Raw genomic sequence first — 24,649 nt, 5'->3', positions numbered from 1 at the left:
ACGTCCGTAGTATAGTTGGTTTGACTGACTAATCCGTGCTCCAAATGTCTCCATAACTAAAATATCTAAGACTCCAAAAAACTAAGCTGCTGTCTGCAATTCTTTCATATGAGGAATATCCCTTAACATCTTCTCTTCACTAAACTCAAATTGTTTCTTACCAATGGCAAACAATATTCTTATTAGCTTGTTACACAAGGCAATCATGGATTGCATCTTTTTAAGAGGATTGTTGGGTCGTTTCGTATAATATTCATGTAGGGATTTAAAAGCAGAATTCTTGGCGACAAGAGGCATGACGACTTTAAACAAAAGGGCTCTCAATTTCTTTCGGCCTCGCTTTGTAATTTTCGTCTGACCTTTATGTTGTCCTGAAGTATTCTCTTTCAAATTCAAGCCTGCTAACTTTATAATCTGACGGGGATGAGAGTAGTAGCTAAGGTCTCCGACTTCTGAAAAGAACCCAACCACAGTGTCTCTTCCTATGCCTGTGATTCCAAGCATTTGTTGCACGCCAGGCACCTGTTCAAGTAGAGAGTCCATTCTGGACTCAAGCTCTTCCAACTTTTGATGGATCAATTGATACTTCTCTAACAGGGTATGGAGTTCTAATTTAGCCATATCCGAACCTTGACGAATGCCTACTGAACATCCAGCCACTCGCTTTAATTCCTGCATCTTCTCTAAGCCTACGCCACGTTTGACTGTCTTTCGAAGGTGCATCATTAGTTCTCGATCTGTGAGGTTCATAAGTTCATGTGGAAGTAAGTTAAGTTTCAATATTTGAAGAGCTGTTTTACCTTCCCAATTCTTAAACACGGTTAATAATTCAGGGAAATTACCGATCAATCCAGTTATGGATTTGTCCCTGCACCACTTGAAGGTCGACAGATAGAAGATCGCGAATTTTTTTGGCCCCACGGAGTTCTGCATAAACTCCTTGCGGAATGTTTGATTCAGCGTATCTCCCATCTTTCACTAATTGTGCAATTACCTTCGCATCCTTGATGTCATTCTTTGTAGGTGAATTATCATCCAACTCTTTCGATTTCTTCACATGTGAAGGGTTCACGACCACGAACTTGATATCCTACTCCGTTAAGAAATGAGCTAGGTTGAGCCAGTAATGACCGGTAGGTTCCATACCAATCAAGATTTGGTTCATATTATGATCAGTAAGTAACTGTTGAATCCAGTCAAGTAAGCTATTGAATCCTGCTTTTGTATTCTCGAATGTTAGAGATGATCCTAGTTCTATACCTCTAAAATCTTGAGCTCGTGCGACATGATTGTGTTTCGCAATATCTACGCCTACAATTAGAGTTTGCGAAGTTATTTGAGCAAGTTTCGTATTTTGGTTATAATTCATTTCGTGGCCTCCTGGTATATGAGTTTGTCCTTTGTGCTGGCCAGCTACAGGACATATCTATCATACCAAGAGATCATTTTTTGGTGAAATACGATATTTCTTCATAACAGGAATGCTGCCCGTTAGCACAATAAGCGATAGCCACTGTGCAGCTATTGCCCCGTCTCTGAAGACTTGTTCCGAGATATCTTGAAACAGATTTTAAACTAAAGTACCCGTTAGTCATTCATGTAGCGCAAGACCAGTGCTACACCACAGAGAATGAAAATGGACTTGATCTGACTATACTGATTCTACGGCTGGATGAGGAAGGTCGATCAACTTTGGTGAGTTAGAGCCCTTCCGTTAGTCTGACTCCTTCGACCACGGTGCATCACAGACTGTCGCTCCCTTACGGGAAGCACTCATGGTAGATTAATCCTTTTCTGGTTGTTGCACCAGCCTCCAATAAATTTTTGCCGTAGAAAGGATGATTTCAATGGATGTCATCATTGAAAAAGCCTGTGGTATGGATGTCCACAAAGACAACATTACTGCATGTATCATCACTCCAGAAGGAAAGGAGATTAAAAACATTTTCAACTAAAACGGTATTTTTGATCCAATTGGTTGACTGGATTAAGGAACATAGGTGTACCCATGTGGCAATGGAAAGTACAAGTGTCTACTGGAAACCTATTGTCAATTTACTAGAAGCAGAAGATATTGAGTTTTTAGTTGTGAATGCCCAACATATTAAAGCTGTACCTGGACGTAAAACAGATGTAAAGATGCTGAATGGATTGCCAAACTATTACGCCACGGTTTACTCAGAGCTAGTTTTATACCAGACCGAATCCAACGAGAGTTACGTGAACTTGTTCGTTATCGTCGAAGCATCATTGAAGAGCGTGCTAGACAACATAATCGGATTCAAAAAGTTTTAGAAGGAGCTAATATCAAACTTGGTTCTGTTGTTTCCGATGTTATGGGAGTATCAGCTCGTGATATGCTTCATGCAATCGCCGAAGGCGAAGACAATCCAGAAACACTAGCTAACTTTGCAAGACGAACAATGAAAAAGAAAAAAGACGAACTTAAGCTTGCGCTTAAAGGTTATATTAGTGATCATCAACGTCTCATGATAAAGACTATTTTAAACCATATTGATTTCCTAACCGAACAAATTGAGATGTTAGATCGAGAAGTAGCAACTAGGGTAAGTATCTATCAAGAAGATGTAGAGCGCTTAGATTCCATTCAACTAGAATGGCTGAACAAATGCTTGCTGAACTTGGAACAGATGTTAAGAATCAATTTCCTAGTGTATCCCAAATGTGTTCTTGGGCAGGGTTAGTTCCTGGAAACAACGAAAGTGCAGGAAAACGGAAATCCTCTAAAACTAAGAATGAAAACAAATACTTAAAATCAGCATTAATTGAAGCAGCTCATTCTGTCAGAGGGTCAAAGAATTATCTTGGCGCACTTTATCGTCGTACTGCTGCACGAAAAGGTAAAAAACGAGCAGGAATTGTAGTCGCTCATGCGATATTACGTATCTCTTACTATCTATTAACCCGTAAAGAAATGTATGTAGATTTAGGAGAAGATTATTTTGATAAGCAAAAACAACAATCTATTATTCGGCATTCACTACGAAGACTAGAACACTGTTTCAATTGTAGAACCAGAAGCATCTTAAACTCATCCAGTCAACTTCAATAGATATTTGAATTGGGGCGCACTTCCTTTTAAAAAACAATGTGCTGCGTCTTCTTTAGTTTTGTCTTTTTACTGATATTGAGTAAGTTAATTTTCATGGTAGTTAAAAGGATAAAATAACGTTGACGTTGAATTATATATTAAATAATCAAGGGCCTTTTTTGTTTAAAATGAAAAACTAAAGGGGTATTCTAATGAATAATATTTTTGAAATCACATATACCGATGAAATATTAAATCGTATCGAAAACTTAAATGTAAATTCACAACCAAAATGGGGAAAATGGATGTCTCTCAAATGTTAGCTCATTGCTCATCTTTCCAAGATATCGCAATGGGATATTCTTTCCCCCCAAGAGGTTGGTTAGGGTTATTAGTAGGTAGATTTGCAAAACCCATCTTTTATAATGACAAACCTTTAGACCACAATATGTCGACTATTCCAACCATTTTAATTACATGTAAAAGAGATTTTGGAATAGAAAGTGAAAAACTGAAACAAAAAATAATAATATTTCAAAAGAATGGACCAGAGGCCTGTACAGATCATCCACATCCTTTTTTCGGAAAACTTACTTCCGAACAATGGGGAAAAGGAATCTACAAGCATCTTGACCACCATTTAAAACAATTTGATGTCTAATGACAGGCGTTTAAATATATCGTACCATCTTATTAAAGTAACTTTCTCCGTCAGTTAAATAGTTTATTGCCCTGATATCCCTTGTGCTTATGTAATAAAGGGCTGAGGCTCTATTCTATTAAACAATTGCCCCCGTTGAATACTCGACTTTGAGCAGGATTCTTTTCACTCTTTGTTTAAATAAGTTATCTTAGTTCATTTTATAATATCCCTTTTGGTTTAGGTTCCACCTAGAAAAAGGCCACGAAAAAGTACCAAATACCTGTTGATATCCATTCGCCTATAAGTGTATTAGGTCCTAAAGAATGGTCAAAAGAGATAAGAACCATTAATAAATAAATTTAACTCTTTCATAAATACGAAAGGGCTGCTGTATTCATCTTTATCATTAGTAACAGGCATAAGAAGGCCCCGCAACGCTCCATTTAATGGTGGCATTCTTTTCATTGCCATCTCTCCTACACCTTTCTTAACAAGCTGCTCTTTTATTCCAAGTGCATGAATCAGTATTGGGCCACCTTCCGCACCATAAGTTTTATAATTATTAAAAATATAGGGAAAGGAAGCAGCTAGTCACAGTGCAATCCTTTCCTCGGATATGAAAGTACTTATTTTGATTTAATTCCTGCGCCACAAAGGGGTACGATTATTTTTTCTTCTGGTTCTTTCTTATATTTTAAATATCCAGCATAATTTGCGGCTGTTGTCACTTCAACATAAAAACCTTTATCACTAAGTTTCGCGCGGGCACTCAGAATTTCATCTTCTTCAATAGTTATAAAATCACCATTAGTTTCGCGTACAGCTTCTAAGATTTGCGGGGAACGCGCTGGTGCTGCTATAGCTATCCCTTCTGCTAAAGTGTCTTTATTCATAACACGCTGGGCTGATAAATCCCCATTGTTGAAAGCCTCTACTAGCGGGGAACAGTTTACTGCTTGTATGGCAATAATTTTCGGCATTTTATCGATTAAGCCATTGGCAAGTAACTCTTTAAAACCATAGAATGCACCTAGTAGAAGCGTACCGTTACCAACAGGAATAATTAATGTATCGGGCGCACCATTCAACTCCTCGTAAATTTCGTAGGCATACGTTTTCGTTCCTTCATAAAAGTAAGGATTATATACATGACTTGCGTAAAAAACTGCTTCTTCATTTACCGCTTGTTGGGCAGCTTCTGCAATATCTTCTCGTGACCCCTGAATTTTCTTGATCGTGGCACCATGAGCTTTTACTTGTGCCATTTTTTTTGGAGACGTTTCATCCCTTAAATAAATGTCGCAAGCTATATTGCAACGTGCAGCGTAGGCTGCGATGGCAGTGCCAGCATTCCCACTACTATCCGCAATAACTTTTGAGACCCCCAATTCTTTCGCCTTCGTCATTAAAACTGCAGCTCCTCTGTCTTTAAAGGATAAAGTAGGCATCATATAATCAACTTTTACATACGTATTTGGTTCAAGAGTGTCTAGTACAATTAAAGGGGTTTGACCTTCTCCCATTGTTATGGATTTCCATGTCTTTGATTCCTTTTGGAATGGCATGGTTTCTAAGTAACGCCATAATGAGTTCGGATAGCGATTCCATGAGTCCACATTTATTTTAGGAGTGTCTTTTTCCAAATTTAATAAACCGCCACACGTACATTTCCATATAACGGATGTGATAGCATGCTTTTTTCCACAATTATTACAAATATATTGTTCCATCCTTCATCCACCCTTTAGATATTTTTATATATAATAGATTTTTTTATATGCTCGTTCCAAAAAAATTTATATATACGTTGGTATCCATTTCAATTTTTAATCCAAAAGTAATTTATTTGTTTTGGTAAGACCGTACGAGCCGGTTACTTTAAAAATACTTTTCATTTTTTCTCCTTAATTTGATTTATTTTTGATTTCATCTAAATAACTGTATACGGTGACCTTAGAAATGCCTAATAAATCTGCAACCTTATCGATAGATCCTTTCATTGAAAAAATACCTTTTTCATCCATAAATCGAATCAATTCAACTTTTTCATGACGTTTCATAGCGGGATGAGCACTATTTTGAATAATTTGATGGATCAGTCCATCAACGATTTCTTCCACATTTTCAACCTCAGGGCTTCGTTTCTCTTCTTTCTCTTCCCCTACATCTGGTGTTGGTAAGAATGTATTCATTAACTGTTGTATTTGATGTAATGCCTCAACATCAAAATTGATACAGAAAGCCCCGATTACTTTCTGATTGAAGTCACGAATTAACGTTGTTGAAGAACGAATGGTACGCTTATCTTCTGTAACAAATGTATATCCTGCCAGGTAATCTTCTTTAAAGTCTTTTGATTGTAATACCGTGCTCACGAGATGATCAAAGGATTGACCAACTTCCCTTCCCGTTACATGATTATTTACTGTAAAAATGACGGAAGCATGTGGATTTGTTAAGTCGTGTATGACAATTTCACAATGATGTCCAAACATTTCAGACGTAGATTTTGCTAAAGGAATGTATTTCTGCAATATTTGTTTCCTTTCTTCCATGTCACTCTACCTCTCCTATTAATTCATACCTTTTTATATAAAGATCCGATCAACTTTTTTGATAGTTTCAGAGCAGCTTCTACTATCGTATTTAGGGTTAGAAGGATATAAAATTCCAATTGACTAATCCATCTTAACATATAAAATTTTATATGTTAAAGGCGAAAAAATTAGTTTGCGTAGATTTTTTTATAAAGTCAGGTTTATTTAGGAGTACTGCTTCTCATTCCATTAATTTTAATTCCAGGGGATTACACATTAATTATCTCCTTTTCTAAGCGTGAGTCTTACCCATTATCTCGAGATCAAGTCTTCCTAAATCCTTCCCTTAACTTGAGGACTCAGTTTCGGGATATTTAAGGACTATTCAAAGATTCATGCTAATTCTTCTAGGGCTTTTTGCATATAGATGAAAAAGGGTCACTAAAATTCGGATATTTCCATTCAAAATAGAAATAAAGGTCCAGCCCTTTGATATCAAGGAGTTAAGTGATGACAGCAACGTCCAGTAACTCCCTTATATCCCTTACCGATCTTTATCTCATTTTCTAGGGAGCAACATGATTCAGTATGGCGGCAGGATTTCTTAAATCCATTATTTTTAGGATGACGTTTGATCATGGAAAGGAGTTTTTCTATGCCCATCAAGCCATTTGCTTTACAGCGTGGAGATACGATCGGTATTGTCACATTGGGAAGCCCTCCAGAAAGAAACGAGGTTGAGACAGGTGTAAAAATGTTGGAAGATATAGGGTTTAATACAATCCTTAGCCGTAATGTTTACGCCCGAGATGGTTTCTTAGCAGGTACTGAACAAGAACGCGCTATGGATTTAATGCACATGTTTGCCAATCCTCAAGTGAAAATGATATTACCTTCCAGGGGAGGAGTAGGAGTTGCTGGAATACTTCCCTATCTTGACTATTCATTTATACAGAGAAACGCAAAGATTATAAGTGGTTACAGTGACATGACGGTGTTATTGAATGCATTGTATCAATTTGCCCATTTAACTACTTTTCAAAGTCTTATGCTTGTTGATTTCAATCCAAATACCCCCAATTATAATTTTAATCAATTTTTTTCTGCCGTTTCCTCCTCTACACCAATTGGACAAATACAAACTCCCCCTGACATTCCTTTAAAGAGCAGAATACCAGGGAACGTCACTGGGCCTATTGTTGGCGGTAATCTTACATCACTCATTGGCACTATTGGTACTCCTTTTGAAATAGATACTCGAGGAAAGATCCTGTTGCTTGAAGATACACATGAACCCATTAATACAATTTTTAGATATATTGAACAATTAAGAATGTCTGGGAAATTCCGGGATTGTATTGGAATCGTTATGGGCGAATGCACAGAGTGTGATGAATCTTATGGGAAGACGTACGAGGATTTGATTAACGAATTTATAGTCCCCTTAGGTAAGCCGCTTATGACTAATCTAACCACCGCACATGGCACTTATAAAACAGCCATTCCTATTGGGGCGATGGTCAACTTGAATACATTCAATAACACCCTAACCGTTCTCTCCCCTACTACGACTCCTTCTTTCTACTGAAAAAACAAATGGTTATGGTTTGACTTGATCATCTGCTTCAAACACACCATATCTAGTAAACGACCTTAGGTTACTAATTGAGTGTTTGACCATTGAATAAAAAACGCTTGCTTCCGCCGCTGAAAATTGGATGGAATATCCCATTTTCAGGTGGAATGCATTCGTACTATATGTTTTCAACAATGCATATCTTATGAAAGGTAATGATCTAATCATCAGGGAGGTTTAGCCATGCCATATTTCAACGTGGAGGATCAAGTAGATTTGTATTATGAAGATGGCGGGGATGGGACAGTAGTCTTATTCATTCATGGAGTGTGGATGAGCAGTCGTTTCTTCAAAAAACAAGCCGATTATTTCAGAAAGAATTATCGAGCGATTTTACTCGATTTAAGAGGGCATGGTCAATCTTCCAAGGTTCATCATGGTCATACCGTTGCTAATTACGCACGGGATTTACATAGTTTCATTGAACATTCACAGCTGAAGAACGTCGTCCTTATTGGTTGGTCGATGGGCGCCTTCATTGTCTGGGATTACCTCCAACAATTTGGTGAGAAAAACATCAAAGGAACGGTCATCGTTGATGAATTACCCTCTGACTTCAAATGGGATGATTTCCCTATGGGGGCTTTTGATTTCCCAACATTGATCCATCTCATGCGAGAAGTCCAAAACAATCAGGACGGTTTTCTCAAGCATTTCATTCCCCTGATGTTCAAGAAAGAGTTACCTAAAAAAGAATTGGAATGGATGCTTGAAGAAACAACGAAGGTCCCGGCATCGATTGCAAGTGCAATCCTTTTCGATCAGACGGTGGTCGACTACCGGAAGCAATTCAAGGACATCAAAGTGCCAACTCTGTTGTGTTTCGGCCGAGAGGATAAACTAATCCCGGTCGAAGCAGGGCACTACCTTCAAGAACAAATCGATCATTCCCGCCTCGTCTTTTTCGAAGACAGCTGTCATTGTCCATTTTTAGAAGAACCCCATACTTTCAATAATGTTGTAACAAAGTTCATTGATTCCCTTTAAATAAAATCCCTAGATAAATTATAAAAAACCGGTCGTTTCGGAGAAAGCTCTTTCCGAAACGACCGGTTTTCTATTTAATGGTAATAGTCTGTTAGTTGGTTTGTAAGCCTGATTCTGTTACCGGTTCTTGTTCTTCCTTTTTCGGCGCACCCGTGATGAAGAAGGATAAAAGAATCCCCACAATCGCAATAATCGTTGCGACCATGAAAGCGACATCGATTCCATGGATCATAGAATTGGACATGATTTGTTCACGCGTGGCACCAGCTGAAGGTTCATAATCTTTTGATGCATTGGTCATGACTGTAACTAAAAGCGCTGTGCCAATCGATCCTGCGATCGTACGCATCGTATTGTTCATGGCTGTACCATGAGGAATCCATTCGTTAGACAATTGGTTCAGACCAGCTGTGGACACAGGCATCATGACCATCGCCACTCCCATCATCCGGATCGCATAAATAACTAAAATAAATGAGTAACTCGTGGTTGCTGTCAAGTTCGTGAATACCAAGGTTGCCCCTGCAATTATCGTCAGGCCGATAATGGCTAACCAGCGAGCCCCTACTTTGTCAAAAATTCTACCCGTAATAGGGGACATCACGCCCATAACAATGGCACCTGGTAGAAGCATTAGTCCAGATTCAAACGCTGTAAATCCACGCATTGTTTGCATGTATATGGGAAGTAACAATTCTGCTCCCAACATAGACATCATCACGATCATACTGATGACTGCGGCCAAGGAGTAAATTTTGTTTCCAAACACTCGGAATTCCAGAATAGGTGTGTCTAAACGGAATTGTCTTATGATAAACGCAGCCAGTGATAGTACACCGATGATGACTGCAATATATACATTTGCACTGCTCCATCCATCATTACCCGCACTGCTTAAACCATAGAGAAGTCCGCCAAAACCAAAGGTTGATAGAATGATAGATGTAATGTCAATCGTTGGGTTCGTCTGTTTCGTAACATTCTTAAGAGCAAAAACACCAAAGGCAATCGCAGCCAGGGCAATTGGAATAATAACCATAAATGGTACACGCCATGAGTATTCTTCAACAAGGTACCCAGAAAGTGTCGGTCCAATGGCAGGTCCAAAGGCAATGACAAGACCTGCCATCCCCATCACGGCCCCTCGTTTTTCAACCGGGAATATCATTAACATAACGGTCTGCATGAGCGGCATCATGATACCTGCCCCACTCGCTTGAATTAGGCGCCCTGCCAGCAATACTGGAAAATTAGGTGCGATAGCTGCCACCACTGTGCCCAAGGTAAAAAGGCTCATCGCCGTGAAAAATAAGCTTCTTGTCGTAAATTTCCCTATTAAAAAAGCCGTAATCGGGATCATTACTCCATTCACGAGCATAAATCCTGTCATTAACCATTGAGATGTACTAGCTGAAACATTTAATGTTTCCATAATATTAGGTAAAGCCGTATTCAGTAATGTCTGATTTAAAACGGCTACAAAAGCACTGACTAATAATACCGATACAATCGCTATTCGATTAATCGGCTGTTCTTCTTTTGTATGATCCATCTGCTGTTTAATTTCAGCCATTTTCTATTCCTCCTTCTTCCTATATGGAGATCCCTCTTTTCAGAAGGTTCAGTTCAATCGTGAAATTCTTCATTGCTTGTTCTTTGGATAATCCTTTCGCAAAATGCCTGATGATATTGTTAAACATCAACATACGTACGAGATGGATAGCATGATAGAGTTCCTCTTCATCCTCCGTGTTTAACTGCTTCTGATCAATGTACTCCTTAATAGTGTTTAAATACCTTAGAAACTTATCTTCAGTTTCCCCGTTTGTAAATGTGCTTTGAATTTTATGATTCATGTTTAAGAACACATGCTTGAAAAAAGAGCGATTTTCCTCTTTTTCAAACTCCTCCAAAATCAGTCCAAACAACCTGGTTGTGGCTTCAAAAATATCGCCTTCTGACTCTTTAAGATAAGCAATAAACGTCTCTTGCCTTTGCTTCGAATGATTTTTTAACAAGTAATAAAACGCATCTTCTTTATCCTCAAAATACTGATAAAAGCTGCCCCTCGATATTCCACACATTTTTATAATGTTGGAAATAGAGGCTTCGTGTAAGGGAGCTCTGGAAAACTCGATTCTCGTAGCCTCCAATAAAGATTGCTGTTTATTTTCAGGTAAATTAAAAAACGTCTGTTTTGGCATATCCTATCCTCTCCCCACAATGTGACACAGTGTCACATACAATTGATACTTTGCTATCCTAAACCCTGAAGAAGAAAAAGTCAACAAAAAAAGTGACACATTGTCACTTTTTTGAAAAGCTTTTACATACGTTTGTCCTTTTTCGATTTAAGATGGTTGTTTCAGCTTCGTATTATTCAAATCTACCTTATGCATCCGACCACACACACGGAACTCATTCGTGTTTAGGCGAAAGTAGTGGCGTGCACCTGTATAAGTGGTGTACCAGAGATTGTTGATCACCAGGATTTCTCCTGTTTTTCTATCTCTCTTGATCGGATGAAAAGAAGAGCCAAATGGATCACTCTTCTTTTCGATCACTCCTAAATTCTCTTGATCATCCAACCAAATGGCCAAAATATCCTGCATACATTCCGCCTCCTTTTAGAGAGGAATCAAAGACAAATGCCTTTGTTCTTCCATTCTGATGATTCCTTTGTTACTTATTACGACTTCTAGCAGGAGGAACTTTCTTCGAAAAGATCCACCTTCGTCCTGGTTCAACAACCAAAAGATAGCTGTCTGTTTCTTCCTCTCCAATAAATTTTCGTGCAGACGCTCAACCGGATCATGCTCCCTGGACGTCACCCCTTATGTAGACAAAAAAGCAATATGATCGCATGTTTTTTCCCCATTGATTCCCTTGATAAATGGCAGTACGCTGCGGCCAACCTTAAGAAAAAAGGCACCCGCTTTTTGTTCCAATAAGGGAACGCCAAGAACATCTGTATAAAACTTTTCTGATAGGTTCTTAATGGAACTGACTCCATATCTATCCTCCTCCTGTGTACTATCTTAAGAATAGCGGATTCCTTTAAAAGAGGCTTCAGGTACCCGTAGGATATCTTCTACGACTTAAGTTGGAAATCGATCACTCAAATCGTTCAGAAACATCCGAAACTTCCAACTTCATCACCCGTATATATAAGGGGAAAAGGAGTGATCACTCCGTATTTCCAGAGAAAGACTTTTGGTTTTATGTACTGACTTGGGGGCCGATTCTATTTATTCTTTTCATTTACCTGTATGGTGGTGAACCCATCGGTTTTCAACTGATCTCTTACCGGGATCCTTTAGGCTATGTCATCACAGCCCTCCTCCTCTTGTTCCTTCTGTGGGTTTGGTTTGACACTGGGTATAAAATCGAAAACGGTCATATTAAAATTTATTCTGGACCATTCAGGAAAAAAATTAAGATCTCCAAAATCACGAAAGTGAATACAACAAAAAGCCTATCCTCAGCCCCTTCATGGACACGGAACAAGCTGGAAATCCTATATGGCCATTACGATTTTATAAACCTCTCCCCTAGGAATAAAAGGGAGTTTATTCAAGCTTTACAAAAGGAAAACCCGCAAATAAAAATGGACCAAAAACTTCAGCGCCTTTATGGCTGAAGTCCTCTGTTTTCAACTACTCCCATGGACCATTTTTTGACTCCTTTGTAGAGCCAGAACGCACTCCCCTCTATCAACAAGTAATATTTTTCTAAATGAAAAGGGATGCTCCTCCCTGCCGTTCATTCCTCCGAATTAATCAACAAGAACGGGGCATCACAGAATACATCCCCATTATGTAAAAAAAAAGAACAACAAGTCACCTGCCCCTAATCATCTGGAGGTAGATTGAGAAGGTCTCTGGGTAAACTTCTTCCTTCCACCTTTAACCATTTCGTCAAGATTCGCCAAATCCCTCCCAGGATTAACCAAAAAATCATCCTTATGGAAAGGCCCGGGATACGTGGTTGTTTTTGTTTCCTTTTGCAAATCATCATCCACCACAATCACTTCCCGCTCAGGAGACGAACGTGGACAACATGGGCAAGAACCGCTCTAGATTCTTCGTCTCATTGCGTGCAGGAATATATTTGTGTACATCGATGTATACGTACATGTTTTTATAGGAAAAGACATTTTATGATAGAATAAGAGCTTCGTAGTTAGAACGGCAATAATCGCTACCCACATTTCGAACACCTCCATGTGTTAGGAATCTGAAAAAGTGGATGATCCATGGCGTTATAAAATATCCGCAGGTCTCTCATTTTCCATGAGAAAACAAATCCGCAAACCCACTCGCACCTCCCGTCAAAACTGAAAATGTAGACGGGTTGGCCAAATCTTTGCTCATCCTTTGCTTTTTTAATAGAAGGGAAAGAGTACTAAAAAATACTGGAAGGAGCAGATGTCAAAAGTGAATATGAAGGTGTTTGAAGAATTGAGAAGGCGTTAGAAATAGGGCAGTTGTTCGTCAAAGAAATGAGAAAAACGGGAAGCCAGTAAAAACTACCAACCTATTATTCTTTGCCACGCTCTTGCTTTTCCTTTATAATATCGGTGAATATCAGGAATAGGCATCGAAGAAAAAGCAGGTGATCCATTGTTAGAATATAAAGTATTAGGGAACGATCCTTCTAAGGAGTATGTCCTTTTTCTGCATGGGATCGGTGGCAGTGCCAACATCTTCTTTCCACAACTGAAGACCTTTAGAAAGTCCTTCAATCTCATTGTCGTCAACTTACCCGGGCACAAGAATTCTCCAAGCCTGGCCAGTTACAAACAAAAATTCTCATTTGAACATGTAACGGAAGACATACTCGATGTCCTGGATGAAATCGGTGTGGACAAAGTCCACTTTGTCGGCATTTCTCTAGGATCTGTGATTATACACAAAATTTTGGAAGTTGCTCCCCATAGGGTGGCCACTGCTGTTTTAGGGGGATCCATTACACGTATTAATATAGTCGGCAGATTCCTTCTTCTATGGGGGACCCTTTTGAAAAATGTCACCCCTCATTTATGGTTATACTCCCTCTGTGCACGAATTCTCATGCCGAATCACAACCATAAAGATTCCAGGGATGCCTTCATCCATGAGGCTTCCCAGATGAAGCGGGAGGACTTCCTGGGATGGTATGACATTGTTTATACGGTGCCCGACACTTTCAAAAATGTAGAAGCAAAGGCTTCACACATTCCGAAACTCTATGTGACAGGAAAAGATGACCATATGTTCAAAAAAGATATCATGAAAGATACTAAGAGCCTTTCCAATACATCCATCCTCATTTTGTCTAACAGCGGTCATGTCGTCAATTTAGACCAGCCGGATGTATTCAATGAAGCGGCCCTTTCTTTTCTTCATTCCCATGGGGAAATGGATGTAACAAAAATCGAAGACAACATCATTTATACAAATCAATGAGTTCACTGAAAGGGTTCGTTGCTACAGGTTCCCCAGAAACGTATGATCATAACTCAACAAAGAAGAAGCGCTTAAGAGCAGCGCTTCTTTTTTATTGGACTTTTTCAACCTATCCTTTGTAGGAAATCTTCCCTGTTTCAAGCAGTTCTTTCAACCCCCTGAACATCAAATTCCAACCCTGTTCAGGTCCGTCATGGTACTCAACGAGCGCTCTTTCAACATCAGTCCATCCTTCCTTATGGGGAACGTTAATTTCCTGGAGAGCCATTTACTTATCAACTCCGAGTTCAACCATTCATCAAAAACACGAGCTGGTGCAACAGCGAATGTCCGTTTCATTTCCCAGTATGTGCTCGAGAGATTTTTCGTTATAATGGCTCCTTTTTTATTTTTCCCTTAAGGAGGCGGAACCTCATCCCTTTTGTAAACCGACCCCTATTTCTGAACAAGGTCACGCCAATAACGCAAAGAGGTGTACTTTTTCGCTTCTTCACTTCCATAGCCAGGCTCTTTATGTGAAAAAATGAACCCGCGTGCTTCATAAAAAGGGACCCCTTTGTCATTGCCCTCTTGAACAGACACCCATTGCTTCGTAGCTCCGTACAGGTCTATTTGCTGTTTGGTGAAGGTATCGAGGAGCATGGTGCCGATCCCTTCCTTTTGTCTGGAAGGGTCCAGATACAGAACATACAATTCTGTTTCCGTTTTATCCACCATCCCACCCCCGCAGGCGCCAATGACTTCATCTCCCTCTATAGCTACCATGTACCCACCCCATTCTCTTCCTGAAGGTATTACTTCGTCCAAAATGCGTGCGGGTGTATAAAATTGTTCAATAATTTCTTCTATATAATGCTCAGGATAAATACCGGCGTACGTGGCACGGTTTCCTTCCGTACATACACGGACAATGCTATCTACATGATTGGGACCGGCTGGTAAAATACGAATCACAACGTTACCCCCTCCTATCGATCTCGTTATTTTATAACATTTCATACGATCTAAACGTTCATAGGGACAGGTATTGGATGCATACCTTCATAAAAAGTGTAAAAAAGGAGGGACGAGATGTTCATTCATGTCGTACAATTTGGGGATTCCCTATGGCAGGTGGCCAGACGTTATGGCGCTGATCTCCCTCAAATCATTTTATTAAATCGGCTGAACGATCCGGATGTGCTGGTTATTGGTCAGGCACTCGTCGTCCCTGAACGAAATAAAGAGTATGTTGTCCAGCAAGGGGATACCCTATGGACGATTGCTAATCGTCACGGCGTAAGCGTTCAAAACCTAGCGGAAAAGAACAATATTCAAGACCCTTCTCTCATTTATATCGGCCAAATGCTGCTTCTTCCTTATATAAATGAAACGGTTCAGCAAGGAGATTCCCTATGGGAGATCGCCAACAGGTACGGGATCTCTGTTTCACAACTAGTGGAAACGAATGACATTCAGAATCCAGCGCTCATTCCTATAGGCATGCCCATAAGAATTCCATCTCCCTTAAGACCTGTGAAGGAAATCAACGCCTATATCACCAGAACCAATGCGGCAGGCGCTCAGGAAGTAGCCGCCCTTGGAAATCACTTCACCTACCTCTCTCCATTTTCCTACAGCATTCAAGAGGATGGAACTCTTACAGAATTAAACGATGAGGCGGTTTTACAGGCGGCGTCTGCCCAGAATGTTGACCCGCTCCTAACAGTCACCAATTTTGTCAGAGGCGACTTTGATTCAGACCTTGCTGCGACCTTTTTACGAAATCCTTCTGTTCAGGACACATTTATTGAAAACGTATCTGGCCTTATCCAATCCAAAGGCTACCAAGGGGTCAACTTTGATCTTGAATACGTCTATCCAGAAGACAGAGAGAATTACAATGCCTTTTTGAGGAAAGTAGTCAGCCGTTTCAGACCGGAGGGATGGTTGGTATCGACCGCGCTTGCCCCTAAAGTCCACGAAAACCAGCAAGGGTTGTTATATGAAGCCCATGATTATAAAGCCCATGGAGAAATTGTTGATTTTATCGTGTTGATGACTTATGAATGGGGATGGGCAGGCGGCCCTCCCTTAGCGATTGCCCCCATAAATAACGTCAGAGAAGTGCTCGATTACGCTGTTACCGTCATCCCGCGTGATAAAATCCATATGGGAATACCCTTATATGGGCGCGACTGGAAGATTCCATGGGTGCAAGGAACAAATGCCCGAACCGTCTCCCCTCAGGAAGCCGTCCAGCTGGCTGCTCGATACGGAGCAACCATTGAATACAACGAAGAGTACCAGGCCCCTTTTTTCCATTACACAGACGAACAAAATCAACAGCATGAAGTCTGGTTCGAGGATGCCCGCAGTATACAGGCCAAATACGATACGATTGAACAATATGGCTTAAAAGGAGGAAGTTACTGGGCGCTCGGCATTCCCTTCCCACAAAACTGGCCGATCTTACAACATCATTTTAAGGTGCGTAAACAATAACCACCTGCCCAGGTACGCACTCTTTGTCTTTTAAACGATATCCTTCGATGGATATAACGATCATAGATAGACGGACCGGCTGACTTTTTTAGACTGTTGCATCAAATTTTTCCCTTTAAAGGAAAGCACATTCTATTATTTCAAAAACCCTGCTTGCTGTTTCTTCACATTTTCCTTATGAAAAGGAGAGCGGGGGTCTTCATCCACGACACTAAATGTATTCTGATCAAGGTCGTAGAAGTCAAAGCACTTCATTCCGCCGAAGTCCTCCATATCACTCGTAAGAACCCCGGCCTCATTGAGTTCCTTGTAAGCCGAATGAATGTCCGCGGTGACAAGATTAAAATACACATTCTTTTGGTTCTTTTTTACGTTAAATTCCGTAGGCTGCGACTTGTCAACTTCGATTAAACCAAGCTGAACAGAACCTTGGGGAAAGAAAAAACCAACTCCCCCCTCCCATGAATCAATTTCTTCCACTCCTAAATGCTCGATGTACCACTCTTTTGCCTTTCCTAGATCCGTCACAGGAATAAATACACTACCCACTTGAAACATGACGCCTCTCTCCTTTTTTATATAATCAGGTACAACAGGTTGCATTCCCCAACTCCACTCCTTCCCTTTTAAACGATCCTTCGGCGCCCCCCAGTCTTTCCCCCTAAATTCAACGAGCGTTTCATCCATCCGCAAACCTATGTTTCCTCTTTTCCACAACTGAACAGCCAAATCCTTTTAAATGCCTCATCTTTCGAATGTCCCCACACTTCAAAACTGTGGTTGCCAAATGAAGACGCATCATATAGAATCCATATGTAACTTCAGAATTCAAACCATTTTAAGGAGATTCAAGATGGCACACTCTATACAAAAGAATGGATCCAATTTCTTTGACAGGCTTACTCCATTCCAAATCATCGTCCTATTCTATGCATCTGCTGTAATCATATCGACTGTGTTAGTAAGTTTACCTTTTCTACATAAAGAAGGCGTCCAACTAAGTTTCATAGACGCTTTGTTCACCGCAGTTAGTGCCGTCAGTGTCACTGGCCTTACTGTCGTTTCAACAGCGGATACATTCAATACACCTGGATATTTTGTATTAATGTTTGTCCTGCAATTCGGGGGCATAGGAGTCATGACCTTAGGTACATTTATATGGTTAATGCTAGGGAAGAAAATAGGTTTGAAGCGAAGAGAACTGATAAAAACCGATCAGAACCGTTCTACGTTTGCGGGGATGGTTAAGCTAATCAAGCAGATTCTTCTCATCATCATACTTATTGAATGTATAGGAGCGATCATTCTCAGCATTTATTTCACTCAATATTTTCCTACCGTAGGAGAGGCGATCGTTCAGGGAATGTTTGCTTCGGTGAGTGCCACCACAAATGCTGGTTTTGATATCACTGGTGTGTCGCTTGTGATGTTCGAAAATGATTATTTTGTTCAATTTATTAATATTCTTTTGTTAACTCTCGGTGCTATAGGATTTCCAGTTCTTATAGAAATCAAAGATTACCTGACTCATAAGCAGACAAGCTTTCACAATTTCTCCTTGTTTGCGAAGCTCACTTCTATCACATTTGGTGCGTTAGTGGTTGTTGGGACAGTGTTGATCTACATTCTTGACCGGAATCACTTTTTTGCAGATAAATCTTGGCACGAGGCCTTTTTCTTTGCGCTTTTCCAATCCGTCACGACGAGAAATGGCGGCCTTGCCACCATGGATGTTGCAGAATTCAGTGCACCTACATTGCTTGTGATTTGTGTCCTCATGTTCATAGGGGCTTCCCCAAGCAGCGTAGGGGGCGGGATAAGAACAACTACTTTCGCCATCACCCTTTTGAGTGTCATCGCTTATGCTCGTGGAAAAAGCAATGTGCGGATCTTTAGAAGAGAAATTGACCCGGATGATATCTTCCGGTCTTTCATTGTCATTAATACCGCCATTACCATAACAGCCACAGCTGTTATTCTATTGAATTATTTCGAACCTCAATTCTCCTTCATGGAAATACTGTTTGAGGCCTGTTCTGCTTTCGGGACGACAGGATTATCAATGGGAATAACTCCTGAACTACATCTGTCAGGGAAACTCATCATTATTACCCTTATGTTTATTGGGCGAATCGGAATCTTTTCTTTCTTATTCATTATCAGAGGAAAAGTCATCAAAGATAAATATCATTATCCAAAAGAACCAATGATTATTGGCTAACACCTTTACCACTCAAGGAGTGATCATCATGAAAAAAACTTTTGCCGTTATCGGTCTTGGGAGATTTGGGGGAAGCATCTGCAAAGAACTCAGCCGTGAAGGAATGGAAGTCTTGGCTTTAGATCTCGATGAAACCAAAGTGAATGAATACAGGGAGATCGTCTCACACGCCGTTATGGCTGATTCTACGGATGAATTTGTCCTAAAAGAACTAGGGTTTACAAATATTGACCACGTCATTGTAGCCATCGGTGATAACATACAGGCAAGTATGTTGACGACCTTAATTCTAAAGGAAATGGGCATTAAAATGATCACCGTAAAAGCCCAAAACGATTACCACGAAAAAATATTAAATAAAATAGGGGCCGATCAAGTGGTCCATCCGGAAAGAGATATGGGCCGGCGAATTGCCCACCATATCATTTCTGACAACATCCTCGATTACATTGAGCTTTCCGATGATCACAGTGTCGTGGAAGTTAAAGCTGGGGAGAAAATGGGAGGCCAGACCCTTATTGACCTGGATATTCGCGCTCAGTACGGTTGTAATATTGTGGCCATTAAAAGAGGCAAAGAGGTCATAGTCTCCCCGATGGCCGCTGAAGAAATAACCAAAAGCGATGTGCTGATTGTCATCGGAGCCGATAAGGATATTAACCGTTTCGAAAAACACCTTGTGGTGGAAGGCTAACTATTTATATCAAATGAAGGAACGACCTGACTCGCTAAATAAACAGCGGGGCAGGTCGTTTACATTATAGAAGCCAGTCAAACCACCGCCCATGTCCATCCGTTTCCCCTATCGTTCTTTTTTCCACCTTCCCATCCCTATACAAATCCATGTGAAGTTTCCGGTCTTCCATTTGATTATATAAATGGCACACATCTCTGTAGTCTCCGATAGCATTCACGTTTTGAATAAACTCCCTCTTTTTCTCGGGAGTCATTTGGTTAGCGACATGGGTATGATAAATACAGACGACCGTATCCGAAGAAAAACTTTGAACTACATTCGACAGCATAGTGACCCCATCCCCCTCGATCAGCGGCGGAGGGGTTAACCTTAATTGCTTGACAGCGGCTTCAAAGGTGGCCAGCCTTTCTTTATGCTCCGGCCAGATTAAAGATTTCAGCCATAAATAGTCCGCTTTCTTTGTTACATCACTGATATGCAGGTCGATACCTACACGCTCCTGAACAATTGGGACTTCCTGCAATAAATCAGCAGGTGGCATCGTCCCTTTCCTTATATGAGAACTTAGATGAACAGAAGCAACTTTCCTCCCATAGAGTTGGTTATCTCCGTAAGAATAAGAATAGCGATCCCATAATAGTTGAAGACCGGCACTTGTCCCTATTTCAATTAGGGAAAGCGGTTTCTTTGTTTTCTGATAGAGATGACAGAACAAAGGATAGAGATAAGCACAACGTCGAACCTCATTTGTCTGTACTCGTTTTGTATGGAGAATCTGTTTGATTTCTCCCTTATATGTCAGACAAAAATCTTTAAATGTCCGGAAAAGCCCTTGATCCATGCTCCTCTCGTTATCACTAACACTAGGATAGAATTGTTTTAAGCGATGGTCTTTTCCTTGAATCAGTAAATAATGGACCGCTCCCAAAAACAAATTCGGAATTGGCTGGCTTTCTCCTGCATCGCAGCAAATATCCAACAGTTCCTCATCTTTGGCCATGTGGAATGACAGATGCTTATAAAGCTCACTTGAACCCTCACACTCCAAAACAGCAAAATCGCTAAACTTGCGGGCTGTTCTTTCCTTATTCAAAACACCTCGCCCCTTTCTTCAAACGTAAGATTCCTTTTTCCATTTCCTCCGTACACTTTTATAGAATCATAGGTAAGCGCCTTCAAAAACCGTCCTATTTTCCTATGTTTAACGATTATTCTCCAATTTTTTCAAAAAGAATAAACCGTTTCCCCATCCTCCTCCCTAGGATTTCGACACTTCATTTCGTTTTTCTACATTCAATTTATAGGAAAATCATCCTTCCCTTCTCGATACTTGGAAATCTATCATTTCCATAATATAGTACAATAGGATGGTAGTTCCAATCATTTCAAGGAGGAATAGATATGAAAAAGAAGGCCGCTTCTATTATGTTAGCTGCAGGATTAGTCATCAGTGCTGCACCTGCCAACGTTTTGGCAGATCCCCCGCCCCCCTAATGAACAGGCAGACCATGCGTTCGATAACAAAATCATTAAAAAGATCAGCCCGGACCGACTTTATGATCGGGTAGCCCTGCTCTCAGAAAACCCTCGTGAGGCGGGAACACAGGGAGAATATGACGCTGTTCAATACATTAAAAAAGAATTTGAAGCCTACGGCTATGAGACTGAATTACAGCCGTTCACTTTTCAAGCCTGGGATGGCGGGACACCTGCCATAGAAATTAATCACATATCTTTTGATGGAGATGTGCATACATTTAATGGTTCAGTCAACGGATCTGTCGAAGCCCCTATAGAACATGTAGGTTTAGCAACAACAGATGAAGTCTCTGATTCTGTAAAAGGCAAAATAGCCTTGATAGAAAGAGGATCCATCTCCTTCTATGAAAAAGTTCAAAATGTTTATGACAAAGGGGCTGTTGGTATTATCATGTATAACGGAGCGGGCCAATCTGGCAATGACTTCGGTTATACATACGAGGGTCAGGATATTCCTGCTATAGCTATTAACAGGGAAGCAGGCTTATCCCTTGTTGAACAGCTTCAATCAGAAGAGGTCATTGGAAATGTGACTGTCGAGGACGCAGGTACGATTGATCAAACCTCTTATAACGTCATTGCCACAATGAAACCACACAAAAATAAAGATACCGGCCAGATTGTCACAATCGGCGCACACCATGATTCTGTTGCAGGAGGCCCTGGTGCCAACGATGATGCTTCCGGCGTCTCAGGCGTCCTCGAGCTGGCTAAAGTCCTGGCTAAGACCCCCACAGACACAGAACTCCGCTTTATGACGTTCGGGGCAGAGGAAAAAGGATTGATCGGCTCCTATCACTATGCCAGCACCTTGAGTGAAGGAGAGGTCGACCGGATTGCTGCCCACTTCCAGATGGATATGATCGGCAGCCGCGACGCAGGAGATCTCATCATGTTCACCCCTGATGGGAATAAAAACCTCGTAACAGACCTGGGCGCATCAGCGGGAGCTCGAGTGGCTGAAGTTGTGGAATACGGGCAGCTTGGCAGAAGTGATCATGTCCCATTCTTTGAGCGCGGCATACCAGCAGCCTTGTTTATCCACGCACCGCTTGAGCCGTGGTACCACTCCCCTCAAGATACATTAGATAAAATCAGCAAAGAAAAACTGACTGAAGTGACAGAAATTGTCGGATCAGCCGTCTACCAAATCGCACGACCAGATACACCAGCCCTTGAAAATGCCCGTGTAGCCCCGGGGCCCGTGCACTATGAGTTTGATGATCGTCCCCTTTAAAATATAAAGCCAGCTTGCCTTCGTCGTAAGCTGGCTCTTGTCATTAAATCTTTGTTTGAAGACTTCTTCCCCAAACCCCCACCTATTTTTAAGATCTGAAAAATCAAATTAAAGGCTGTATCTTTTCAGGCCAAACCCGTAAGCTAGCGGTCATCCCACCGGAAAAATCGTGAAGCGAGGAAGATGGAAACGGCCGAGATTCCAATCAGGATGCCTACTTCAAATCCATACTCAGTAATCGGAGCCTCATTCCACGTACCGCGGAGCAACTGAATGACATAATAAAGCGGCAGGACTTTGGATACATATTGAAGAACGGTCGGCATCAGCTCTAACGGAAAAGTAGCACCAGATAAGAACAGCATCAAGTTCAGGAAAAGTGAGCTGATGGCGGCTGCCGCTTGTGTATTTTTCGCAAGAGACGTGACGAATAAAGCAAATGGGAAGAAAGCAAGAATACTAATCACTAAAGCAAGAAGGGTACTGCCAATATAAAGAGGCAGTTCCAAATCATACATCATCATACCGAAAACCATAAGCAGAACCGCGGATATGAAGAAAATCACTGTTCCCTGGACTGTATGAGCGGCAAGAATCTTCCATGGCTGAAGCGGGGTTGATTGATACCTGCGCAATACACCGGTTTCCCTATACCCCGCAAGTACAGTCCCCAAGGTGAAAAAGGAGGTCGTCACAATATTCACCCCGATCCATGAGGGGATAAACAACTCTGCGAAAGAAAACGGACCGGTTATACTCCCACTGAACATAGATCCAAACAGCCAAATCATCGCCACAGGAAAAAGGAAGGTCCAAAACACACTCAGTCGATCACGAAAGAACATCTTTGTTTCCAAATGGGCCAGTTTCATGACAGTGCTCATCCAGTTTTCTCCTTTTTCAAATATTGAACGAACAGATCATCAAGGGATCCGCGCTCGAATTTAAAATTTCTCAGTTCCATTCCTTCTTCATCACAATATTTAAAAATCTGATAGGCCGTCTGTTGAAGATTTTCACTGAATACTTTGAACTCATGTTCTTCTTTTTCCACTTTTATAACATCACCGAGGGAGAGAAGAGAATCATAAGAAACCTCTTCACTTTCAAAACGGACATAATGGGTCGAGACATCATCCAGAAGTTCATTCGGCGTATTCAATGCTTTTAATTCTCCGCTGTAAATCATCGCCACCCGGTCACATAACTTCTCCGCTTCTTCCATATAGTGTGTCGTTACAACGATGGTACTTCCCTTGTCTCTTAATGTCCGAATCATTGCCCACAACTCTCGTCGCGCATGGGGGTCAAGCCCCATACTCGGCTCATCCAAAAACAACAACTCCGGCTGGTGCAAAGTAGCAAGGGCAAGAGTCACCCGCTGTTTCCAGCCCCCGGATAAATCCTCAAAGCGTACATCCAGTTTTTCTTGGAGACCCAGCATCTCGATCAGTTCGTTCTTCTGTGTCTTCCCCTTATAAAAGCTCGCAAACAAATCCATGGCCTCTTTCACTTTCATTTTCTTTTGAATGGATGTCGCCTGGAACTGAACGCCGATGCGATTATTCAGCTCCCGCAACTGTTTAACAGGATGAAGACCCAGGACCTCGACTTCTCCTCCACTCGCCTTCTGGATCCCTTCAAGGATTTCCAGTGTTGTCGTTTTCCCTGCTCCATTGGGGCCGATGATACCAAAGATTTCTCCTTTTTCTACAGTGAAGGAGAGGTTTTTGACCGCCTGCGTTTCACCAAATGTCTTGGATAAATGGTTCACCTTAATGACATGCTCGATGGGAATCACTCCTTTTCTCTTCTCCATACGAATTGTTTTTTGAAAAGTTCCACAGTTTATGAATTGGTAAAAAAAGCTCCCTTTCATCCTATGTAGAGAAGGAAGCTTCTTGTTGGATATTCACAAAAAATAGAGGAGGAATCAATTGGATGTTGACGGGAACCCCTTCTTTCAGGATCCCCCTCCCTCATGCGCCACTCCTCTAAATCCATAAAAACCGACGGTCACGCGTTTCACATTCTATGTCCCCCCTTTATTAAACACAAAAGGAAGACCCTCATGTGGCCTTCCTGATGTAAATTCATTTTATTCTTATGAATCAGTGCCTATCTTGTATTTAAACAAACAGCGGAGTTTTTGTCAGGCTGCTTCATACG

General features: G+C 41.0%; 19 protein-coding genes and 4 pseudogenes. 10 read left to right on the top strand and 13 right to left on the bottom strand.

Annotation, left to right across the window (positions count from 1 at the left end; translation table 11 throughout):
- Positions 1 to 81: 81 nt before the first annotated feature.
- Positions 82 to 1,369 (bottom strand): annotated as a pseudogene (locus BLW54_RS18965) (IS110 family RNA-guided transposase).
- A 478-nt stretch (positions 1,370 to 1,847) separates the two neighbouring features.
- On the opposite strand from BLW54_RS18965, the pseudogene BLW54_RS18960 reads away from it, so the two are divergent.
- A pseudogene (locus BLW54_RS18960) lies at positions 1,848 to 3,073 on the top strand (IS110 family RNA-guided transposase).
- Positions 3,074 to 3,264: 191 nt separating this feature from the next.
- Positions 3,265 to 3,713: pseudogene (locus BLW54_RS18955) on the top strand (DUF1569 domain-containing protein).
- 309 nt (positions 3,714 to 4,022) lie between these two features.
- Here BLW54_RS18955 and BLW54_RS20825 read toward each other — a convergent pair.
- The 3 genes from BLW54_RS20825 to BLW54_RS18945 form a co-directional block, all read right to left on the bottom strand.
- A complete protein-coding gene (locus BLW54_RS20825; protein WP_167358840.1) occupies positions 4,023 to 4,160 on the bottom strand; it encodes a hypothetical protein in 138 nt (45 codons plus the stop codon).
- A gap of 161 nt (positions 4,161 to 4,321) precedes the next feature.
- Positions 4,322 to 5,425 carry a threonine synthase gene (locus BLW54_RS18950; protein ID WP_074736269.1) on the bottom strand — a complete coding sequence of 368 codons (1,104 nt, stop codon included), beginning with the start codon at positions 5,423 to 5,425 and terminating at the stop codon, positions 4,322 to 4,324.
- A 174-nt stretch (positions 5,426 to 5,599) separates the two neighbouring features.
- Positions 5,600 to 6,250, bottom strand: a complete 651-nt coding sequence (locus tag BLW54_RS18945) for a helix-turn-helix transcriptional regulator (RefSeq protein WP_074736267.1) — start codon at positions 6,248 to 6,250, stop codon at positions 5,600 to 5,602.
- Between the two features lie 637 nt (positions 6,251 to 6,887).
- On the opposite strand from BLW54_RS18945, the gene BLW54_RS18940 reads away from it, so the two are divergent.
- Together BLW54_RS18940 and BLW54_RS18935 are read left to right on the top strand one after the other, a co-directional pair.
- The gene (locus BLW54_RS18940) at positions 6,888 to 7,820 is read left to right on the top strand and encodes a S66 peptidase family protein (RefSeq protein WP_074736265.1); all 933 of its coding nucleotides are present in this window, start codon (positions 6,888 to 6,890) and stop codon (positions 7,818 to 7,820) included.
- Positions 7,821 to 8,051: 231 nt separating this feature from the next.
- A complete protein-coding gene (locus BLW54_RS18935; protein WP_074736263.1) occupies positions 8,052 to 8,855 on the top strand; it encodes an alpha/beta fold hydrolase in 804 nt (267 codons plus the stop codon).
- Between the two features lie 91 nt (positions 8,856 to 8,946).
- Here the strand turns inward: BLW54_RS18935 and BLW54_RS18930 are convergent, their stop codons facing one another.
- The 3 genes from BLW54_RS18930 to BLW54_RS18920 all read right to left on the bottom strand — a co-directional run bounded on the left by BLW54_RS18930 (position 8,947) and on the right by BLW54_RS18920 (position 11,467).
- Positions 8,947 to 10,428, bottom strand: coding sequence for an MDR family MFS transporter (locus BLW54_RS18930; protein WP_074736261.1), 1,482 nt, complete (start codon positions 10,426 to 10,428; stop codon positions 8,947 to 8,949).
- Positions 10,429 to 10,447: 19 nt separating this feature from the next.
- Complete coding sequence (locus BLW54_RS18925) at positions 10,448 to 11,059, bottom strand: TetR/AcrR family transcriptional regulator (protein WP_035510383.1); 612 nt, start codon at positions 11,057 to 11,059, stop codon at positions 10,448 to 10,450.
- A gap of 147 nt (positions 11,060 to 11,206) precedes the next feature.
- Entirely contained in the window at positions 11,207 to 11,467 is a 261-nt protein-coding gene (locus tag BLW54_RS18920; protein ID WP_074736259.1) for a hypothetical protein, read from the bottom strand.
- Between the two features lie 491 nt (positions 11,468 to 11,958).
- Here BLW54_RS18920 and BLW54_RS21350 point away from each other — a divergent pair, with 491 nt between their 5' ends.
- The gene (locus BLW54_RS21350) at positions 11,959 to 12,495 is read left to right on the top strand and encodes a PH domain-containing protein (protein WP_083391578.1); all 537 of its coding nucleotides are present in this window, start codon (positions 11,959 to 11,961) and stop codon (positions 12,493 to 12,495) included.
- 982 nt (positions 12,496 to 13,477) lie between these two features.
- Positions 13,478 to 14,302, top strand: a complete 825-nt coding sequence (locus BLW54_RS18905) for an alpha/beta fold hydrolase (RefSeq protein ID WP_051744211.1) — start codon at positions 13,478 to 13,480, stop codon at positions 14,300 to 14,302.
- A 109-nt stretch (positions 14,303 to 14,411) separates the two neighbouring features.
- Here the strand turns inward: BLW54_RS18905 and BLW54_RS20300 are convergent.
- Both BLW54_RS20300 and BLW54_RS18900 read right to left on the bottom strand, forming a co-directional pair.
- Positions 14,412 to 14,561, bottom strand: a pseudogene (locus tag BLW54_RS20300) (SRPBCC family protein); the annotation flags it as partial.
- 176 nt (positions 14,562 to 14,737) lie between these two features.
- Complete coding sequence (locus BLW54_RS18900; protein ID WP_074736257.1) at positions 14,738 to 15,256, bottom strand: GNAT family N-acetyltransferase; 519 nt, start codon at positions 15,254 to 15,256, stop codon at positions 14,738 to 14,740.
- Positions 15,257 to 15,373: 117 nt separating this feature from the next.
- Here BLW54_RS18900 and BLW54_RS18895 point away from each other — a divergent pair, with 117 nt between their 5' ends.
- The gene (locus tag BLW54_RS18895; protein WP_074736255.1) at positions 15,374 to 16,786 is read left to right on the top strand and encodes a LysM peptidoglycan-binding domain-containing protein; all 1,413 of its coding nucleotides are present in this window, start codon (positions 15,374 to 15,376) and stop codon (positions 16,784 to 16,786) included.
- Positions 16,787 to 16,921: 135 nt separating this feature from the next.
- Here BLW54_RS18895 and BLW54_RS18890 read toward each other — a convergent pair whose 3' ends face one another.
- Complete coding sequence (locus BLW54_RS18890; RefSeq protein ID WP_244153550.1) at positions 16,922 to 17,473, bottom strand: VOC family protein; 552 nt, start codon at positions 17,471 to 17,473, stop codon at positions 16,922 to 16,924.
- Positions 17,474 to 17,639: 166 nt separating this feature from the next.
- Between BLW54_RS18890 and BLW54_RS18885 the strand changes: the two genes are divergently transcribed.
- Complete coding sequence (locus BLW54_RS18885; protein ID WP_051744212.1) at positions 17,640 to 19,007, top strand: TrkH family potassium uptake protein; 1,368 nt, start codon at positions 17,640 to 17,642, stop codon at positions 19,005 to 19,007.
- A gap of 28 nt (positions 19,008 to 19,035) precedes the next feature.
- On the top strand, positions 19,036 to 19,701 hold the full coding sequence (locus BLW54_RS18880; protein ID WP_035510373.1) for a potassium channel family protein: 666 nt from the start codon (positions 19,036 to 19,038) through the stop codon (positions 19,699 to 19,701).
- 64 nt (positions 19,702 to 19,765) lie between these two features.
- Here the strand turns inward: BLW54_RS18880 and BLW54_RS18875 are convergent, their stop codons facing one another.
- Entirely contained in the window at positions 19,766 to 20,797 is a 1,032-nt protein-coding gene (locus BLW54_RS18875; protein WP_035510372.1) for a DUF2332 domain-containing protein, read from the bottom strand.
- Between the two features lie 357 nt (positions 20,798 to 21,154).
- Here BLW54_RS18875 and BLW54_RS18870 point away from each other — a divergent pair, with 357 nt between their 5' ends.
- Positions 21,155 to 22,480, top strand: a complete 1,326-nt coding sequence (locus BLW54_RS18870) for a M28 family peptidase (RefSeq protein WP_244153546.1) — start codon at positions 21,155 to 21,157, stop codon at positions 22,478 to 22,480.
- A 143-nt stretch (positions 22,481 to 22,623) separates the two neighbouring features.
- On the opposite strand, the gene BLW54_RS18865 is transcribed toward BLW54_RS18870, so the two are convergent.
- The gene (locus tag BLW54_RS18865) at positions 22,624 to 23,364 is read right to left on the bottom strand and encodes an ABC transporter permease (protein ID WP_035510369.1); all 741 of its coding nucleotides are present in this window, start codon (positions 23,362 to 23,364) and stop codon (positions 22,624 to 22,626) included.
- Entirely contained in the window at positions 23,361 to 24,272 is a 912-nt protein-coding gene (locus BLW54_RS18860) for an ABC transporter ATP-binding protein (protein WP_035510813.1), read from the bottom strand. The genes BLW54_RS18865 and BLW54_RS18860 overlap by 4 nt, the downstream gene beginning before the upstream one ends.
- Between the last annotated feature and the right edge of the window lie 377 nt (positions 24,273 to 24,649).

The sequence above is a fragment of the Halobacillus karajensis genome, assembly GCF_900108515.1.
Taxonomy (GTDB): Bacteria; Bacillota; Bacilli; order Bacillales; family Halobacillaceae; genus Halobacillus; species Halobacillus karajensis.
This window is presented reverse-complemented; position numbering and strand designations above follow the sequence as displayed.

Excerpts from the sequence above, each read along its gene's own strand:
- BLW54_RS18940 (WP_074736265.1), top strand. The coding sequence starts at position 6,888 with ATGCCCATCAAGCCATTTGCTTTACAGCGTGGAGATACGATCGGTATT.
- BLW54_RS18920 (WP_074736259.1), bottom strand. The coding sequence starts at position 11,467 with ATGCAGGATATTTTGGCCATTTGGTTGGATGATCAAGAGAATTTAGGA.
- BLW54_RS18865 (WP_035510369.1), bottom strand. The coding sequence starts at position 23,364 with ATGAGCACTGTCATGAAACTGGCCCATTTGGAAACAAAGATGTTCTTT.
- BLW54_RS18885 (WP_051744212.1), top strand. The coding sequence starts at position 17,640 with ATGGCACACTCTATACAAAAGAATGGATCCAATTTCTTTGACAGGCTT.
- BLW54_RS20825 (WP_167358840.1), bottom strand. The coding sequence starts at position 4,160 with ATGAAAAGAATGCCACCATTAAATGGAGCGTTGCGGGGCCTTCTTATG.
- BLW54_RS18895 (WP_074736255.1), top strand. The coding sequence starts at position 15,374 with ATGTTCATTCATGTCGTACAATTTGGGGATTCCCTATGGCAGGTGGCC.
- BLW54_RS18930 (WP_074736261.1), bottom strand. The coding sequence starts at position 10,428 with ATGGCTGAAATTAAACAGCAGATGGATCATACAAAAGAAGAACAGCCG.
- BLW54_RS18925 (WP_035510383.1), bottom strand. The coding sequence starts at position 11,059 with ATGCCAAAACAGACGTTTTTTAATTTACCTGAAAATAAACAGCAATCT.
- BLW54_RS18950 (WP_074736269.1), bottom strand. The coding sequence starts at position 5,425 with ATGGAACAATATATTTGTAATAATTGTGGAAAAAAGCATGCTATCACA.
- BLW54_RS18880 (WP_035510373.1), top strand. The coding sequence starts at position 19,036 with ATGAAAAAAACTTTTGCCGTTATCGGTCTTGGGAGATTTGGGGGAAGC.
- BLW54_RS18935 (WP_074736263.1), top strand. The coding sequence starts at position 8,052 with ATGCCATATTTCAACGTGGAGGATCAAGTAGATTTGTATTATGAAGAT.
- BLW54_RS18890 (WP_244153550.1), bottom strand. The coding sequence starts at position 17,473 with ATGGATGAAACGCTCGTTGAATTTAGGGGGAAAGACTGGGGGGCGCCG.
- BLW54_RS18945 (WP_074736267.1), bottom strand. The coding sequence starts at position 6,250 with ATGGAAGAAAGGAAACAAATATTGCAGAAATACATTCCTTTAGCAAAA.